The 16818-nt window shown below is 42.0% G+C and carries 16 protein-coding genes; 10 read left to right on the top strand and 6 right to left on the bottom strand.

Going from position 1 to position 16818, the window contains the following annotated elements; translation table 11 throughout:
• Positions 1-41 precede the first annotated feature (41 nt).
• Positions 42-209 carry a hypothetical protein gene (locus VQ643_RS02325; RefSeq protein WP_414197653.1) on the bottom strand — a complete coding sequence of 56 codons (168 nt, stop codon included), beginning with the start codon at positions 207-209 and terminating at the stop codon, positions 42-44.
• A gap of 424 nt (positions 210-633) precedes the next feature.
• Between VQ643_RS02325 and VQ643_RS02320 the strand changes: the two genes are divergently transcribed.
• Positions 634-909 carry a type II toxin-antitoxin system Phd/YefM family antitoxin gene (locus tag VQ643_RS02320; protein WP_414197652.1) on the top strand — a complete coding sequence of 92 codons (276 nt, stop codon included), beginning with the start codon at positions 634-636 and terminating at the stop codon, positions 907-909.
• Positions 881-1168, top strand: coding sequence for a Txe/YoeB family addiction module toxin (locus tag VQ643_RS02315; protein WP_414197651.1), 288 nt, complete (start codon positions 881-883; stop codon positions 1166-1168). Before VQ643_RS02320 ends, VQ643_RS02315 begins: the two co-directional genes overlap by 29 nt.
• A 366-nt stretch (positions 1169-1534) precedes the next feature.
• Here the strand turns inward: VQ643_RS02315 and VQ643_RS02310 are convergent, their stop codons facing one another.
• Positions 1535-1993, bottom strand: a complete 459-nt coding sequence (locus VQ643_RS02310; RefSeq protein ID WP_414197650.1) for a DUF2846 domain-containing protein — start codon at positions 1991-1993, stop codon at positions 1535-1537.
• Between the two features lie 192 nt (positions 1994-2185).
• Between VQ643_RS02310 and VQ643_RS02305 the strand changes: the two genes are divergently transcribed.
• Entirely contained in the window at positions 2186-4366 is a 2181-nt protein-coding gene (locus VQ643_RS02305) for a patatin-like phospholipase family protein (protein ID WP_414197649.1), read from the top strand.
• A 472-nt stretch (positions 4367-4838) separates the two neighbouring features.
• On the opposite strand, the gene VQ643_RS02300 is transcribed toward VQ643_RS02305, so the two are convergent.
• The 3 genes from VQ643_RS02300 to yihA form a co-directional block, all read right to left on the bottom strand.
• Complete coding sequence (locus VQ643_RS02300) at positions 4839-5333, bottom strand: DUF2938 family protein (RefSeq protein ID WP_414197648.1); 495 nt, start codon at positions 5331-5333, stop codon at positions 4839-4841.
• A 57-nt stretch (positions 5334-5390) separates the two neighbouring features.
• Positions 5391-6032, bottom strand: coding sequence for a TetR/AcrR family transcriptional regulator (locus VQ643_RS02295; protein ID WP_414197647.1), 642 nt, complete (start codon positions 6030-6032; stop codon positions 5391-5393).
• A gap of 317 nt (positions 6033-6349) precedes the next feature.
• A complete protein-coding gene (gene yihA / locus VQ643_RS02290) occupies positions 6350-6976 on the bottom strand; it encodes a ribosome biogenesis GTP-binding protein YihA/YsxC (RefSeq protein WP_414197646.1) in 627 nt (208 codons plus the stop codon).
• A gap of 227 nt (positions 6977-7203) precedes the next feature.
• Here yihA and VQ643_RS02285 point away from each other — a divergent pair, with 227 nt between their 5' ends.
• From VQ643_RS02285 to VQ643_RS02260, 6 genes are all read left to right on the top strand, one after another.
• Complete coding sequence (locus tag VQ643_RS02285; RefSeq protein WP_414197645.1) at positions 7204-7863, top strand: c-type cytochrome; 660 nt, start codon at positions 7204-7206, stop codon at positions 7861-7863.
• Between the two features lie 102 nt (positions 7864-7965).
• A complete protein-coding gene (locus VQ643_RS02280; RefSeq protein ID WP_414197644.1) occupies positions 7966-9153 on the top strand; it encodes an NnrS family protein in 1188 nt (395 codons plus the stop codon).
• A 334-nt stretch (positions 9154-9487) separates the two neighbouring features.
• Positions 9488-10609: a Re/Si-specific NAD(P)(+) transhydrogenase subunit alpha gene (locus VQ643_RS02275; protein WP_414197643.1), complete on the top strand. Its 1122-nt coding sequence runs from the start codon at positions 9488-9490 to the stop codon at positions 10607-10609.
• A 12-nt stretch (positions 10610-10621) separates the two neighbouring features.
• Positions 10622-10912, top strand: a complete 291-nt coding sequence (locus VQ643_RS02270) for an NAD(P) transhydrogenase subunit alpha (protein WP_414197642.1) — start codon at positions 10622-10624, stop codon at positions 10910-10912.
• A 12-nt stretch (positions 10913-10924) separates the two neighbouring features.
• On the top strand, positions 10925-12376 hold the full coding sequence (locus tag VQ643_RS02265) for an NAD(P)(+) transhydrogenase (Re/Si-specific) subunit beta (RefSeq protein WP_414197641.1): 1452 nt from the start codon (positions 10925-10927) through the stop codon (positions 12374-12376).
• A 255-nt stretch (positions 12377-12631) separates the two neighbouring features.
• The gene (locus VQ643_RS02260; protein WP_414197640.1) at positions 12632-14125 is read left to right on the top strand and encodes an acetyl-CoA hydrolase/transferase family protein; all 1494 of its coding nucleotides are present in this window, start codon (positions 12632-12634) and stop codon (positions 14123-14125) included.
• Positions 14126-14182: 57 nt separating this feature from the next.
• Here VQ643_RS02260 and ppk1 read toward each other — a convergent pair whose 3' ends face one another.
• Positions 14183-16393 (bottom strand): polyphosphate kinase 1, encoded by a 2211-nt coding sequence (gene ppk1 / locus VQ643_RS02255; RefSeq protein WP_414197639.1) that lies wholly within the window; start codon positions 16391-16393, stop codon positions 14183-14185.
• 206 nt (positions 16394-16599) lie between these two features.
• On the opposite strand from ppk1, the gene rpmE reads away from it, so the two are divergent.
• On the top strand, positions 16600-16812 hold the full coding sequence (gene rpmE, locus VQ643_RS02250; RefSeq protein ID WP_414197638.1) for a 50S ribosomal protein L31: 213 nt from the start codon (positions 16600-16602) through the stop codon (positions 16810-16812).
• The last annotated feature ends 6 nt before the right edge of the window (positions 16813-16818 follow it).

Here is a 16818-nt window from a genome sequence, read left to right as displayed (position 1 = left end):
TAATTTATCTTCCTGACATATTTCTCTAGCTAGCTCTTTAGTTACAGCTGTTTCAGAATATTTTTTATGCAATATGTCCTATATTTCGGTTTATACTTTGGATTATTTTTTCTGTTTTCTAATTCTGCTTCTTGATTGAAAGAAAAATTAGCAATATAAGATTGGGCAATATAATGACAACGCCTTACAGGTTCTTTTTCGTGACTCATAGAAATACCTCAAGTAGTATAGTGATCTCTTACAACCCTACCCACTAGTCCTGCGCGCGACTTGTCGCAGCATGAGGCGTATGAAAACCGTCGAACTCCAACGCCTATTAGATAACATTGTTCGCCGTGGCACTATATTTCGGTCAACTTTAGTGATCCTGTGTAACCCCTTTGCAGGTGAAAACGGGCGACATTGTCACGCGCTGGATTCCTAATGTTGCCATCTTCCGTTTACTCAGCAGTAAAGACCAACAAATCGTTGCCAGAATCTTACAAGCGCTGCTGAAAACAAAAAGCTAAATACTGAACACAAAAAAGCTCTCAAGTGAACTGAGGGCTTTCTTGTATTTGACAACAAAAAATAGAATGCGTAATCTTTATATGTACAATACATTGTACAATAAACAGTACACTGGGGAAATATATGAATATAGTCACTTTCAGTGAAGCCCGAGCAAGCTTGAAAGCCGCTATGGATCAAGTATGCGAGCAGCATACGCCAACAGTCATCACGCGCCAACGTGGTCAGCATGTGGTCATGCTGTCATTAGATGACTTTAATAGCATGCAAGAAACTTTGCATCTTATGAGCTCACCTCATAATGCCAGTCGCTTATTAGACTCTTTAGCTCAAGCCCGTTCAGGTCAAATTCTCACTCAAGGCTTGATTGATGAATCAGAAAAAAATCATCGGGATTAATACAATTGCCTTCACTTTACTCGGCTGGGAAGACTACCAATATTGGTTTACAACCGACCGCCAAATGCTGAAGAAAATTAACCAATTAGTTGAAGCCGTAAAGCGTGACCCTTTCACAGGTATAGGCAAACCAGAGCCATTAATAGGCCAACTGCAAGGTTGCTGGTCAAGGCGTATCAACCTAGAGCATCGCCTAGTGTATGAAGTGCAAGCCGATAGTTTGGTTATTTTGCAGTGCCGCTACCACTACACCAAGTAAGCTAAAACCCCATTTAATGGGACTTTTTTAGGCGTGTTAGCTTGTAGCTTTAACAGATACAAGTTTACTGCCTAGCCCGCGCGCGACCTGTCGCAGCATGGGCGCATGAATACAATCGAACACCGACGCCTATTAGATAACATTGTTCGCCGTGGCACCATAGTCGCGGTCAACTTTAGTGATCCTGTGTAACCCCTTTGCAGGTGAAAACGGGCGACATTGTCACGTGCTGAATTCCTATTGTTGCTCTGCGTGTAGGTAACTATACTGAGCATGGTTTTATCGACGCACCTGTCAATAAAACCATGCAAATCTAGTTGTTGCTAGTCATTATGGCAATCAGCAAAAGGGGTTATTAAATTTGGGTTATTTTGAATTTAGGCTTTTTGCAAGTTTTGTCTTAAAAATGGCATATTTCCCTTCCCGTGTATCCATCAGTTCAAGAGCTGACCCGCTAACAAAAACGCCGATTTTCATATATTGACGAACAAAATAGTTAACACCTGCACTGGCATCTAGAATAAGTTCGTTATCACCAAATTCTGACTCAGTTGTTATACGGTGTTGGCCAGGCGAGATAACTTGATAGAAAAAAACTTTATTGGCACTTTTTCCAATAACTTCGCCATCAATAGTTAGTTTTTTTCTTAATGCTTGGCCTGCAAAACTGTCTCTGTAGATATAGACTGCTGCTTTTCCTTCTGGAGGTTTTGGAAAACGTTTTAGCTCATGATCCCGCTGTGCGGTTTCCATAGGTATGCTGGAGCAGCCAATCAGTAAAAAACTAAGCCCTAAAGTGAGCGCTGCCATTAGTTTTTTAAACATACTCTATCTTCCTTAATAGTTAGTGGTGAGCTAGTTTTCAATAATAGTTGAAAACTTTACTAGTTTATACCTATCTAATTTTTATTAGATTTTATGTAATCTAGTAACAATAAAAAACTATTAGCTGTTAGTGAAAATATCAGCATTCAACTTATACTAGCTAACTTGTCATGTCTTTTCTTTGGATTTTCTATGTCTTTAGTGCTGCGTGTCATCTTAATTCTTTGCACTGCTATTTTAGCACATACTCCCGCTTATGCTGAAAAAGTGGGGCTTGTTCTTTCAGGTGGTGCAGCACGAGGGTTAACTCATGTTGGAGTTTTACGTGCATTAGAAGAACAGAATATTAAGGTTGATGTGATTGCAGGCACTAGCATGGGAGCTATTATTGGTGGTTTATATGCTGCAGGTTATAGTGTTGATGAATTAGAGCAATTGGCTCTAACCTTAGATTGGGCATATGCCTTGTCTGATGAGCCAGATCGTAAGGATAGACCGTTTCGGCGTAAGCAAGATGATCGCGATTTTTTAGTCAGACAAAAGCTCAGTTTTAAAGATGACGGTAGTTTAGGTTTGCCAATGGGTATTATTCAGGGGCAAAACTTAGATTTGGTACTTGAAGAGTTGCTGATTAACCGTAGCAATATTGAAGATTTTGATCAGTTGATGATTCCTTTTCGTGCCGTAGGTACTGATTTGGCAACAGGGAAAGAAGTGGTTTTTGCGAAAGGGCATTTACCACAAGCGTTACGCGCTAGCATGTCGCTACCTGGTTTATTAGAGCCAGTTAAAATTGAAGGCAAATTAATTGCTGATGGCGGCATGGCAAATAATCTGCCGATTAGTGTGGCTAAAGCTATGGGTGTAGATCGTGTGATTGCTGTGGATATTGGTACGCCATTGATGGACCAGAGCCAGCTAAAAAATGTTTTGAGCGTACTTAATCAAACAATGGCGTTATTGACGCGTAATAATACAGACGCTCAGATTGAAACGCTTGAGGTCAAAGATTTACTGATCCAGCCAGCACTTGAAGGCTACACTGTGACTGATTTCGGGCAAGCGAAGGCTATGATTGATATTGGCTATCAATCAACTATGGCAATGTCGGCACAGTTAGCGGGTTTTCCTAAAGGCAAGGTTAGTCACCAGCAATTTATTGCAGATAATCAGCCGCCTATTATTCGAGCAATTCGTATTGAAAATACAGCTAAGGTAAGCGATGCCTTGATTCGGCATCATATTCGCCAGCCTATTGGGGAAATGCTAAATTTACAGCGTTTACAGCGCGATTTAAGCACACTTTATGGTTTGGAGTATTTTAATAGCGTGCATTATCGTCTTGAGGATCGTCAAGCTGATGAAGCAACCCTTGTTATCTTGGCGCAAAAGCGTGAGGCAGGTACTGATTATTTGAGATTAGGTTTGAACCTAGCAGATGATTTTAATGGGCAAAGCACCTTTAATCTTGGGGCTAGCTTTAGAATGAATGGTGTGAATAGTTTAGGTGCGGAATGGTTTACACGTTTACAGTTAGGCGATACTCAAGAGTTGTTTAGCGAGTTTTATCAACCTTTGGCAGTAGGTTCGCCTTACTTTATTTCGCCTTGGGTGGATTTTTCGGTTAATCAAATAAGCTTGATGGATGATAGTGATGCTATTGCTGAATACCGTTTGAAACGTTTTCAGTATGGTTTAAGTCTGGGGCGTGAAATTAATAAAAATGGCGAGTTGCGACTTAATCTAGGCTCAGGTTGGGGGAATGCCAATGTGCATATTGGTGATCCTGCTTTAGACAGCTATAGTTTTAAAGAAGGGTTTTACGAGCTGACATATGCCTTTGATACCTTGGATAGCTTGCAGTTTCCAACTAAAGGTGAGGAGCTAAAAATCAGCTTTATGAAACATACAAAAGCCTTAGGTGCCGATGAAAGCTATCGGCAATGGGAAGCTGTTGTTAACAAGGTATTTAGTTTTGAGCGCAATACCCTTATGGTCGGTGGCCGTTACGCACGCACTTTAGATGCTAAAGAAATTATTGATTCAAGCTTTCAGATTGGGGGCGCGTTAAATCTCTCAGGGTTTAAAAAGAACTCAATGGCAGGGCAGAATCTACACTATGTTCGTCTTGTTTATTATCGTCGTATGACGCCTGATCAAGTGTTACCTATTGCAATGCCGTACTACTTGGGAGCGTCATTAGAAACGGGGCGAATTTGGAATATAGATCGTCGCCAATTTGATACAGGAAGCATTAACGCAGCCAGTATTTTTGTTGGAGTAGAAACCCCTTTAGGGCCTTTAACATTTAATTATGGTCTAAATACGTTTCATCAAAATGCAGTGTATTTAAACTTGGGTCATTCTTTTTAAGACGAAGGTACAGTGTGAAGTCGATATTTTAGTAGGTTTAATCTGATAGAAATGCACTGTTTATTTCAATATTAATGTGGTGGTGTTACTTTATAAAGTAACCTACTATTGAAACTAATAGTGCCATAACCCTGTCGATAAGTCTATCTTATAAATCCCCCTTTTAATGTGGATCTACAAATAGGAATGAGCTTATAAAAAGATGCACAGCGGGCGGCAGGCAAACCATCAGGGAAGTTGGCTTTATAATCAAGTTGTTGATTTCAGTCTTGCTATTGTGAAGTAGATAGTTTCTATCTAGTACTCTTTTTATTGTTTGGCTAAAAGTTCTATTATTTACCCCAATAGGGGTTGGCAGTACAGTTAATAAAACGCTCAGTCACTGGATAGCGATTGAGTATGATGTATTTTTTATGCAGTAGAAGAAATATAAAGAATAACTCTGAATGCGACTGGTAATATGACTATTTGATTAGTGAGCTAAGTGACTAATAAGTAAGGCTGTTAGGTATAGGCCTAACGCAAATTCTGTATGGGCAAGTAAACTCATTAATCGTGATAGGTTTGGATTGGCTGTTTTATTTGCAGCAAAACCTAAACCAAAACCTGGCTGCATAATGAAAAACGGTGCAATTAAACTAATTATGCCAACAACAAGAGCCGGTTCTAATGTGGGTTGGTAAAGCCATTGAGTGCCTGTAAAAAGAAGCAAAAGAAGGGCAAATACAATGCCAATAAGATAGTGTGCCAGCCAGCCTGTTAAATGCTCCAGTGGCATAGCTGGAGATTGCCAGATTACACTGTTTTTTCTTGTTTTGTTGGCATGCATAAGGTGTATTAACCAGCGACCAACAAATCTCATGTTGAGTGTACTAAGGCCAAGTGCTTTATGCATAAGAGCGGCCAAGTCCATAAATAAGGTTGCACCTACGCCTAGTGCGAGAGCACATAAAATTAGATTTAGCATGACAAATCAAGATCTAGAATAATTCTCTAGAATATTATTCTATTCCTCTTTTCTTGTCTAGAGAGTTGGCTTGTTTAAAGTTAAGGCATTAATAGCTGCTTGGGCAAAATATTCACGGTAGGTAGTTGGGGGCTGCTTAGTCCTACCTTCTAGCCAAGCTCTTGCGTAATGGTGAGCTGTACCAATAATAAGAGCGGGCAGTAACTCAGGTGGGTGCTCGCTAAGCATTGAGGCATCGGGGCAAGCAGTGAGGTGCAGCAGTAAGCTTTCTACACGTTGTTTGATGAGTATATTAAGCTCATTACTAAACTCTCCACAGCTGGTGCTGGCGCTGGCATTAAATTGAAAAATGGCAAAGTCAGGATACTCACTAGCCCAGTCAATATAACTATAGATAATGTATTCAACTGTTTGAGATACGGTGGCGTTTGTGAGTGTATAAGCCTCTAACGCTTGTTGCTGATCATGTAGTAGCAGCTGGTAAAGATAAGCAATCAATCCTTGTTTGCTTTTAAAGTGATGATAAATAGTGCCTATGCTATTGCCGCTTGCTTGCTTTATTTGTTCAATAGTGGTTTGCGAAATGCCTTGTGTATTAAACAAATCAAGGGCATGTAATAAAATATCTTTCTTAGTTTTATCGCGTACTTGCGGTAGCTGTCTGGTAAGTAGTTGTTTTGCGCTAGTAGAGTTTTTCATAAGCTGTTGAATAGCCAAAATGGTAAATTATTGCGTATGGCTAACCATGCGCGGCTAACAGTAAAGATAGAGCATAGCTTAATGTTGCTAGGTGTAAGAGTTGCCAATTGTTTGGCTTCTGCTTCTGCGTTTGTCGCTAAGTAACGCTTAACATAGCATTGAACACTTCCATATTTAAGGCTGTTACGCCCTTGGTTGTTAGAGTTTAAGAGCGCTGCCTAAATACCTAGCTTAGTATTAAAAGCCTAACGCTGGCGAATATGAGCAGCTGTTATAAACGCTTAAAAATATGCAAGTTCAATATAGAACAGCCAGTTTTATTCTGTTGCTGTTAACTCAAGCCATGTTGCTAATACTTCGCGTGCTTGCTCAATGCCTGTTCGCTTTGTGGCAGAGAATAGTTGGATACTGACATTATCTCCCCAGCGACTGTTAATTTCTTTTTGTACTTTTAAGAGTTCATTTTTTGCAGCGCCAAATGTGAGTTTGTCCGCTTTGGTAAGCAGTATGTGCAAGGGCATATCGCTACTTTGTGCCCAGTCAAGCATCATGCAGTCAAAAGGGGTTAATGGATGGCGAATATCCATAAGTAATACAAGTCCAGCCAAGCTTTCACGGCTACTTAAGTAAGCTTCCAAGTGTTTTTGCCAGTGCTGTTTTAATGGAATAGGCACTTTGGCATAGCCATAACCAGGTAGGTCAACAAGGCGGCGCTGCTGGTCAAGTGTAAAGAAATTGAGTAGCTGTGTGCGCCCCGGTGTTTTTGAGGTTCTTGCTAAGTTAGCGTGAGTGAGCGTATTTAAGGCACTAGATTTCCCCGCATTAGAGCGCCCAGCAAAGGCAATTTCTAAACCTTCGTCAGGAGGACACTGTTCAACACGCGCAGCGCTAATTAGGAAGCTAGCTTGTTGACACAAGCCAATAATGGGGTTTTTAACTGACATAAATAATCCAAATAATGAATTAAGAGGGTATGCAACATTTCCGTTTTTCGTGTAGCAGTATATAATGCTTGGGATTCTATGCACGCATTGTCTTAAATTTAACCTTTTTTGTGGTTGTTTAGGTAATTCTTAATGCTGCAGAACTGCATGGCCGAGATGTTACTAGAGGTTAATCGCTAAGTAACTCCGGGATAACTTACACTTTTTAGCCGTATTTGGATTAGCTGATGAACAAACTTCTCGTGAGTCTGCTGTTGACTGTGGGCTTGACTGGCCTAGCGCATGCTGCAGGCGATGCTAAAGCAGGCGAAGCAAAAGTCGCAATTTGCTCGGCATGTCATAACCCAGACGGCAACAGCGCGTTGCCAACCTTTCCTAAACTAGCTGGGCAAGGGGAACAGTACCTGCTTAAGCAAATGCAGGATATTCAATCTGGTAAGCGTCCTGTGCTAGAGATGACAGGTATGCTGGACATGGTAACTGCAGGCAGTTCAACGCCAGAAGCTAAGTTACAAGATTTAAAAGATATTGCAGCTTATTTTGCTAGTCAAAAAACTAGCCAAGGTACAGCAGATGAAGCCTTGGTTGAGCGTGGTGAAGCATTATTTCGTGGTGGTAAGCTAACTGAAGGCATGCCAGCCTGTATAGGTTGTCACGCACCTGATGGTACAGGTCTTGATCTTGCAAAATACCCTCGCCTAGCAGGCCAGCATTCAACCTATATTGCTAAACAGCTTACAGACTTCCGTGAAGGCGATCGCACAAATGATGGCGATGCTATGACGATGCGTGCTGTAGCTGCTAAATTAAGCAATAAGGATATTCAAGCGCTATCTAGCTATATTCAAGGTTTAAAGCCTGTAACTAAGGCAGACTTAGTTAAGTAATACGCTTAGCCAATTCATAGAAAGCGCTTACCTAGTTCTAGGTTAAGCGCTTTTTTACTTTCAGGGCTGTGAAACAGTCTCTTTTATTTTGTGTGGCTCGTTATGAATATTATCGATCGTCGCCAAGCATTAACTATTACGCCTATTTTGCGTTTAGCGTTCCGTCCTTTTTTCTTAGCAGGTGCCATACTGGCTTTATTGGCTGTGCCTATATGGATCTTGGCGCATACGGGGAAAATTACCTATTTACCCGCAGGTAGCTGGCTCGCTTGGCATCGACATGAGCTGGTGTTTGGTTTTGCTGGCGCTATAGTGACAGGTTTTTTGCTCACCGCTGGGCAAACATGGACAGGACAACCTGGTCTTTCTGGTAAGCCACTACTGGCGCTGTTTGTTTTGTGGTTGGCAGCACGAGTGCTCTGGTTTATACCCAGTGCACTGCCTGTTTTATTGGTGGTGGATGCGCTTTTTTATCCCACTGTTGCTTGGTGTATGTGGCTAATGGTTGGAAAGGTAAAGCAGTACCGTAATTACCCAATAGTAGGTGTTTTATTACTCCTTGGAGTAGCTAACATTGTAAGTCTTTATGATTTATACCAAGGTGGTGAGTTAATACAGCGAAATGCAGCCTTATCTGCCTTGTTTTTAGTGGCTGCATTAATGACGGTTATTGGTGGGCGTGTTATTCCCTTCTTCACGCGCCGAGGTTTGTTGCGTGAAGAGGGCGTTGAACCTTGGGTTTGGCTAGATAATGCTTTGCTAGTAGGAATGGTATTACTCGCCTTGGCAACACTTACAGGCTTTAACCTACAGCAAAATATACTGATGGGAATATTACTCTGCGCTTTGGCTATTGGTCATGGAATACGCGCTTTTCGTTGGTATGACAAAGGTATTTGGCGAGTTAATCTACTCTGGTCTTTGCATTTGTCTTATTGGTGGTTGGTAATAGCCTGTAGTGCTTTAGCGGCTTGGCACTTTTCCTTATTAAATAATTTTAGTTCTGCCATTCACAGCTTTACCATTGGAGCAATGAGCGGCATGATTCTGGCCATGTTAGCCCGTGTGACATTAGGTCACACAGGACGTAAACTAGAACCACCTAAATTTATGGTAATCGCATTCATCTCCTTGAATATTGCGGCTTTTTGCCGAATTTTTGTGGTTGAGCTAAATGCTATTGCAGGATGGCATAGTGCCACTACATTTTGGGTGCTGAGCTTTGCATTATTTGTTATTGGTTATACCCCAATGCTATGTAAGGCACGTGTTGATGGGAACCCAGGCTAAGCCTCTATTACGCTAGTTTTAAGATAAATTAAGGCGCATTTTGACTCTATTGAAATGCGCCTTTTTTATTTTTATTAGTGAAAGCTGCTGGTGCTTTTGTAAAAGCGGATCATAAAAATTAAAAATTTGCTATTTAGTAAAAAACATGAAAACTATAACTAAATATTGCAATGTGACCGAAATAAAAATAAAGTCACAAATGATACAAAACTGTAAATTATAGTTTTGTTTCTCAGCAGCTTAAAATGTTGATTGAGAAAATACTGCTCACAAGGAATAACAATCACAGTATTTACTAATCAGCTTGCCAACTTCTTTTGCAAGGAGATATGTAGTGCACATAGGTGTTCCACTTGAAACGAGAGCGGGCGAAACACGTGTTGCCGCAACGCCTGAAACCGTAAAAAAACTAATTGCTCAAGGCCACCAAGTTAGCGTGGAAAAAGGAGCCGGCTTGTCTGCCAGTATTTTGGATGAAGCCTATGAAGCTGTAGGGGCAAAAATTGTTGCCAAACAGCATGCATATGATGCTCACATAGTTTTGAAAGTACAGGCGCCAACGGAGGCTGAGTTAGCTCAAATTCCGGCTAAAACTGTGTTAATAGGGATGCTAAACCCATTTGACAGTGAAGCTATTGAAAAAATGAATGGTTATGGCATTACAGCTTTTGCGCTGGAGGCGGCTCCGCGTAATAGCCGAGCACAAAGTCTTGATGTGCTCTCATCACAAGCCAATATTGCAGGTTATAAGTCTGTACTGGTTGCGGCTGAGCACTATCCACGTTTTATGCCTATGCTAATGACAGCGGCTGGCACAGTAAAAGCAGCGCGAGTTTTAGTTTTAGGTGCGGGTGTTGCAGGCTTGCAAGCTATAGCTACAGCTAAGCGATTAGGTGCTGTGGTTGAGGCTTCTGATGTACGCCCAGCGGTAAAAGAGCAAATTGAATCTCTAGGCGCAAAATTTGTTGATGTGCCTTTTGCAACCGAGGAAGAGCGTGAATGCGCAGAAGGTGTAGGTGGCTATGCCCGCCCTATGCCGGCCTCTTGGATGGAACGCCAAGCTAAAGCAGTACATGAGCGAGCCAAGCAGGCAGATATTGTTATTACTACAGCTTTGATTCCTGGGCGAAAGGCCCCTGTGCTCTTGCGCGAAGAAACTGTTGCGCAGATGAAAGCTGGCTCTGTAGTTGTCGATTTGGCCGCGGCTCAGGGTGGAAACTGCCCCTTAACACAGGTTAATAAAGTTATCCAAGCACATGGGGTAACCATTGTCGGGCATACTAATTTAGCGGCGTTAGTACCTGCAGATGCCTCGGCTTTGTATGCACGCAACGTGCTTGACTTTTTAAAGCTGATCTTCACTGCAGAAGGGCAGCTCGTTATTAATCTAGAAGACGATATTGTTGCTGCCTGCCTTATGTGCCGTGACGGTGAAGTCGTCCGTAAACCTGTTTGAGTGAGGTGTACCATGGAAATTTCTGACGGAATCTTCAACCTGATTATTTTCGTGCTGGCCATTTATGTTGGGTATCACGTGGTATGGAATGTAACGCCAGCGTTACATACACCTTTAATGGCTGTGACAAATGCAATTTCAGCCATTGTTATTGTAGGTGCGATGATGGCGGCGGCATTAACAGTAACACCATTTGGCAAAATCATGGGGTTGTTAGCTGTAGTGTTAGCGGCAGTTAATGTGTTTGGCGGTTTTTTAGTGACGCGCCGAATGCTGCAAATGTTTAAGAAAAAAGTACGCTAAGGGGTTATGGCTATGAGTATGAATGTTATTACCCTGTTGTATTTGGTTGCTTCCGTTTGTTTTATCCAAGCATTAAAAGGCTTATCTCATCCAACGAGTTCGCGCCAAGGCAACCTATTTGGCATGGTAGGCATGGCGATAGCTGTTGTGACAACGCTATTTTTAATTGCCAATCTAAGTGATCAGTTACAAGAAAGCTCCTTTGCCGCAGGCGTTAGTTATGTGTTCTTTGGTTTGCTAGTAGGTGGCGCTGTTGGCGCCATGATGGCTAAACGTGTCGAAATGACCAAAATGCCTGAGCTAGTAGCCTTTATGCATAGCATGATTGGTATGGCAGCTGTTTGTATTGCTATTGCCGCTGTTATCGAACCGCAATCCTTAGGTATTGTGGCGCATATTCAAGATGCTATTCCTACAGGTAATCGCTTAGAATTATTTTTAGGGGCGGCCATTGGTGCCATTACCTTTTCGGGCTCTGTGATTGCTTTCGGTAAGCTTTCAGGAAAATATAAGCTGCGCGTGTTCCAAGGTGCGCCTGTGGTATTTTCGAATCAGCATAGAATTAACCTGATTTTAGGTGTTGTGATTGTACTGTTTGGTATTCATTTCACCTTAACAGGCTCCTTATTTTCATTTTTTGTGTTGGTGCTGTTAGCCTTTGTCATTGGCGTGCTGATTATAATCCCAATTGGTGGTGCTGATATGCCAGTTGTGGTTTCTATGCTTAATAGCTATTCAGGCTGGGCCGCTGCAGGTATTGGCTTTTCACTCAATAATTCTATGCTGATTGTGGCAGGGTCTTTAGTGGGGTCAAGCGGAGCTATCTTGTCTTACATCATGTGTAAAGCTATGAATCGCTCTTTTTTGAATGTGATTCTAGGAGGCTTTGGTGCTAGTGCTGACGACACCTCAAGTACTCAGGCTGCGCAAGAGCAACGTCCGGTTAAATCAGGTTCTGCGGATGATGCTTCATTCTTACTAACCAATGCTGACTCTGTCATTATTGTACCAGGCTATGGTTTAGCCGTTGCTCGTGCTCAGCATGCTTTAATGGAGTTGTCAGAAAAGCTAACTGCTTTAGGTGTGAACGTAAAATATGCGATCCATCCCGTGGCTGGGCGTATGCCAGGGCATATGAACGTGCTATTAGCAGAAGCTGAAGTACCGTATGAGCAAGTTTTTGAAATGGACGATATCAACGCCGAATTTGGGCAAACGGATGTGGTATTGGTATTGGGCGCTAACGATGTAGTTAACCCTGCTGCAAAGAATGATCCAAAGTCACCTATTGCAGGCATGCCAATTCTAGAAGCCTATAAAGCAAAAACCATCATTGTCAACAAGCGCTCAATGGCAAGTGGCTACGCCGGTTTAGATAATGAACTGTTCTATCTGGATAAAACCATGATGGTATTTGGCGATGCGAAAAAAGTATTAGAAGATATGATAAAATCTATTGAGTAAGTAGTAGCCTTTGCTTGTTGAACAGAACCCAACTTCGCTGCGGAGTTGGGTTTTTTTATTTCAGGCAAGGGTGACCATTGTATAACTGACTTGTTAGTTCGCTATGTGCTTACATAAACATTATGGGGCTAACACTGAGTTGTCTTGCCTTGAATATGCTTAAGTAAAGGCACAGCTTTTACTTAAGGATGTCCATAAAATCCATTAAGAGGGAAGAATATACTTCCCCTTACCACGGGTGTCAGAGGTATCCCGATGCACAGTGATCGTATTCGCATGCCTGCTCTGCAGAGCAAAATTGTTTCAGCTGAAGAAGCTGCAAAACACGTTTCCGATGGAATGGTTCTAGGTTTAAGTGGTTTTACCCGTGCTGGTGAAGCCAAGGTTGTACCTATTGCACTTTCTGAACGTGCAAAAAAAGAAAAACTTAAAGTTACCATTTTGACAGGCGCAAGCTTGGGTAACGATCTGGATAAGATTATGACAGAGTCTGGCTTAATGGCGCGCCGTATGCCATTCCAGTCAGATGCAGCATTACGTAAAGCCATGAACAATGGCGAAGTTATGTTTATTGATCAGCATTTGTCAGATACAGCTGAAGCATTACGTAATGGTCAAATTCCAAAAGTAAACGTAGCTATTGTTGAAGCTTGTGCTATTACTGAAAATGGCGGCATTGTACCAACCACTTCAGTAGGCAACTCAGCTAACTTTGTTGAAAATGCAGATAAAGTAATCATTGAGCTAAATCTTAGCCACCCAGCTGAGCTTGAAGGTTTGCATGATGTTTACTACCCAGAAATGCGCCCAAATCGTAGCCCAATCCCACTGAAAACAGTGGAGCAACGCATTGGCCTGCCGTACATTCCTGTAGATCCTGCAAAGATTGCGGCTATTGTTGTGCATGATATGCCAGACTCTTACTCTAATGTGCTGCCACCAGATGAAGAAACTCAGGCTATTGCCGATCATTTGATTAAGTTCTTAGAGAATGAAGTAGAGCAAGGTCGTTTAACAAACAGCTTGTTACCACTGCAAGCGGGTGTAGGTACCATTGCTAACGCTGTAATGCATGGCCTGATGAAGTCAAATTTCACAGGTTTAACCATGTACTCTGAAGTGCTGCAAGATTCAACTTTCCAGCTATTTGATGCAGGAAAATTAGAGCACGCTTCAGGTTGTTCATTCACATTATCGGAAGAAATGAACAAACAAGTGATGGCTAATCTTGATAAGTACAAAGATAAGCTAGTACTGCGTCCGCAAGAAATTTCGAACCATCCAGAAATTGTTCGCCGTTTAGGCATTATTGCAGTGAATACACCACTTGAAGTGGATATTTATGGCAACGTAAACTCAACGCATGTTAGCGGCACCAAGATGATGAACGGTATTGGTGGCTCTGGTGACTTTACACGTAATGCGCATATTTCTGTGTATGTAACTAAGTCGCTGGCTAAAGGTGGTTCAATTTCTAGCGTAGTGCCTATGGTGCCGCATGTTGATCATAATGAACATGATGTTGATGTGATTGTGACAGAGCAAGGCTTGGCTGACTTGCGTGGTTTAGCTCCACGTGAGCGTGCACGCGTTATTATTGATAACTGTGCTCACCCGCAATATCGTGCAGCGCTAAATGATTACTTTGATCGTGCTTGTGCCAAAGGCGGCCAAACACCGCATTTGCTACAAGAAGCTTTCCAGTGGTATGCAAACCTAGAAGCAACAGGTCAAATGCTACCTAAATAATAGATAGTAAAACCAAAAAGCCGAGCTAAATAGCTCGGCTTTTTGTTGGTTGTTTTGCTATTTAGCTACGGAGGTTAATTTTTCCAGCAAACTTTGCTGCGAATTGCGTATTAGCTGAGTACCTGTAGGGCTGATAGCGGTATAAGAACCATCACTATTTTGCACCCAAGCACGAATATTATCTGCTAAATAGGTTTCTAACTCTTTTTTGACACGGTTGATAAGACGTTTACCTTCTAAGGGAAAGCAGGTTTCAACACGACGATCCAGGTTGCGTTCCATCCAGTCAGCGCTAGATAAATAAATCTGCTCATCCGCTTCTGCATTAAGAAAGTAATAGACTCTACTGTGTTCTAGAAAACGGCCAATGACAGAGCGAACGGTAATGGTGCTTGAAACACCAGGAATTCCGGGTCTTAAACAGCACATGCCGCGCACAATTAAATCAATTGGCACGCCTGCTTGGCTGGCTTTATAGAGTGCCTTAATCATGCGTGCATCTGTCAATGAATTGACTTTAATAATGATCCGTGAAGGCTTATTTTGTAGTGCGTTGTTAGTTTCGCGAGCAATTAAGTCAAGTAGTGTTTTACGTAAGGTAAAGGGCGCATGCAAAAGCTTCTTCATGCGTAAAATTTTTCCCATCCCAATTAACTGACCAAAGAGCTTAGCAACATCTTCACACAGGGCATCGTCAGAAGTTAGCAAGCTGTAGTCGGTATAAAGGCGTGCGTTTCCGGCGTGATAGTTACCTGTGCCTAAGTGCGCATATCGAACTAATTCAGAGCCTTCTCGGCGCAAGATAAGCATCATTTTTGCATGGGTTTTAAAACCAATTACGCCATAAATAACCACCGCGCCTGCTGCTTGCAAGCGAGCAGCCAGAGCGAGGTTTGATTCCTCATCAAAACGTGCACGAATTTCAATAACGGCAGTAACTTCCTTGCCATTACGTGCTGCCTCTACCAATGCATCTACGATTTCTGAATTAGCACCTGTACGGTACAGCGTTTGTTTTATAGCTAATACGTTTGGATCTTTGGCTGCTTGCCGCAGCATGTCGACAACAGGAGTAAAGGACTCAAACGGGTGATAAAGTAATAAATCCTGTCGGCTAATAAGCTGGAAGATATTAGTAATTTTGCTTAATAACGGTTTAGGCAAGCCCGGTGTAAAAGGTGGAAATTGTAAGTGCGGGTGGCTTTTAAGTCCTGTAACGCTGAATAAACGAGTTAGGTTAACAGGGCCGTCAACCAGATAAAGCTCTTGTTGCGTTAAGTTAAATTGGCGTACAAGGTAGTCAACCAGATGTGTAGGGCAGCTATTAACGACTTCTAAACGTACCGCGTCACCAAAACGGCGTTGGACCAGTTCACCACGTAAGGCACGAGCTAGATCATCCACTTCCTCAGGGTCAAGCGATAAGTCAGCATTGCGTGTTAGGCGAAATTGATAGCAGCCTTTAACTTGCATACCATGAAATAAATCATTGGCGTGAGCATGTATCATGGAGGATAAAAATACGTAGTTGACACCGTCTTCTACGATTTCATCCGGTATTTTAATAATTCGCGGCAGGCTGCGCGGTGCCGGAATAATAGCTAATCCTGAATCACGTCCAAAGGCATCTGTGCCATCAAGCTCTACAATAAAATTTAAGCTTTTATTAACAAGTAATGGGAAGGGGTGTGTTGGATCTAGGCCAATTGGGCTAAGAATAGGCTCTATTTCTTCCTTAAAGTAGCGTCTTACCCAAGTTTTTATTTTTGCAGTCCAGTGGCGTCTACGAATAAAGCGAATTTTTTCTTTTTCCAAAGAAGGTAATAAAACCTCGTTTAGGATTTGATATTGGCGGGCGATCTGTTCATGAGCAATTAAGCTAATTTGGGCTAAAGCTTCTGTTGGCGATAAACCATCTGCATCACGTTTTTCCCGTGCAAAGGCAATTTGCTCTTTTAAGCCAGCCACTCTAATTTCAAAAAACTCATCTAAATTACTGCTGAAAATAAGTAAGAATTTTAAACGTTCAAGTAGAGGGGTGGAGTCATCCAGTGCTTGCTCTAATACGCGAATATTAAACTGTAGCTGTGAAAGTTCACGGTGCGTGTAAAATGAAGGATCGTCCAAGTTAGCAGCAGAGGAGTCAGTTGCTTTATTGGCTACAGGGCGTGTTCTTACTTCATTATTCATGCCGCTCTCCGTGGGCGTATCCGCGGCTGCTTGTGGTAGCTGCGAGGTAGTTGTACTGGTGGGGTCTGTTGCAATCATGATACTAACCAATAAATCCTCAATAACTAAGCATCATATTACTAAAAGATTACAAAATTATTGCAAATTGTAGACATTGTTTGATTTCTACAGACGATATAAATTCTGTTTTCAAGATTATTTCCCTCTGTTATTATGCTCGGCTTCTTCGTGCGGTACTTAGCAATAAGGTTAGGTGGCGGCACGACACTACCGAGGATTGACCTATGAAACCAGAAATTCACCCAAATTACGTAGCTATTAAGGCTACTTGCAGCTGCGGCAACGTAATTGAAACTAGCTCTACTATTGGTAAAGACATCAACATCGACGTGTGCTCTGAATGCCATCCTTTCTATACAGGCAAACAAAAAGTATTAGACGTTGGTGGTCGTATTGATCGCTTTAAGCAACGTTTTGGTGTTTTCGGTTCTAAATAAGCAACC

The organism is Pseudomonas sp. F1_0610 (genome assembly GCF_047470865.1).
Classification (GTDB): domain Bacteria; phylum Pseudomonadota; class Gammaproteobacteria; order Pseudomonadales; family Pseudomonadaceae; genus JAZDRH01.
The sequence above is the reverse complement of the archived record's forward strand: the minus strand, read 5'-3'. Positions and strand labels throughout refer to the sequence as shown.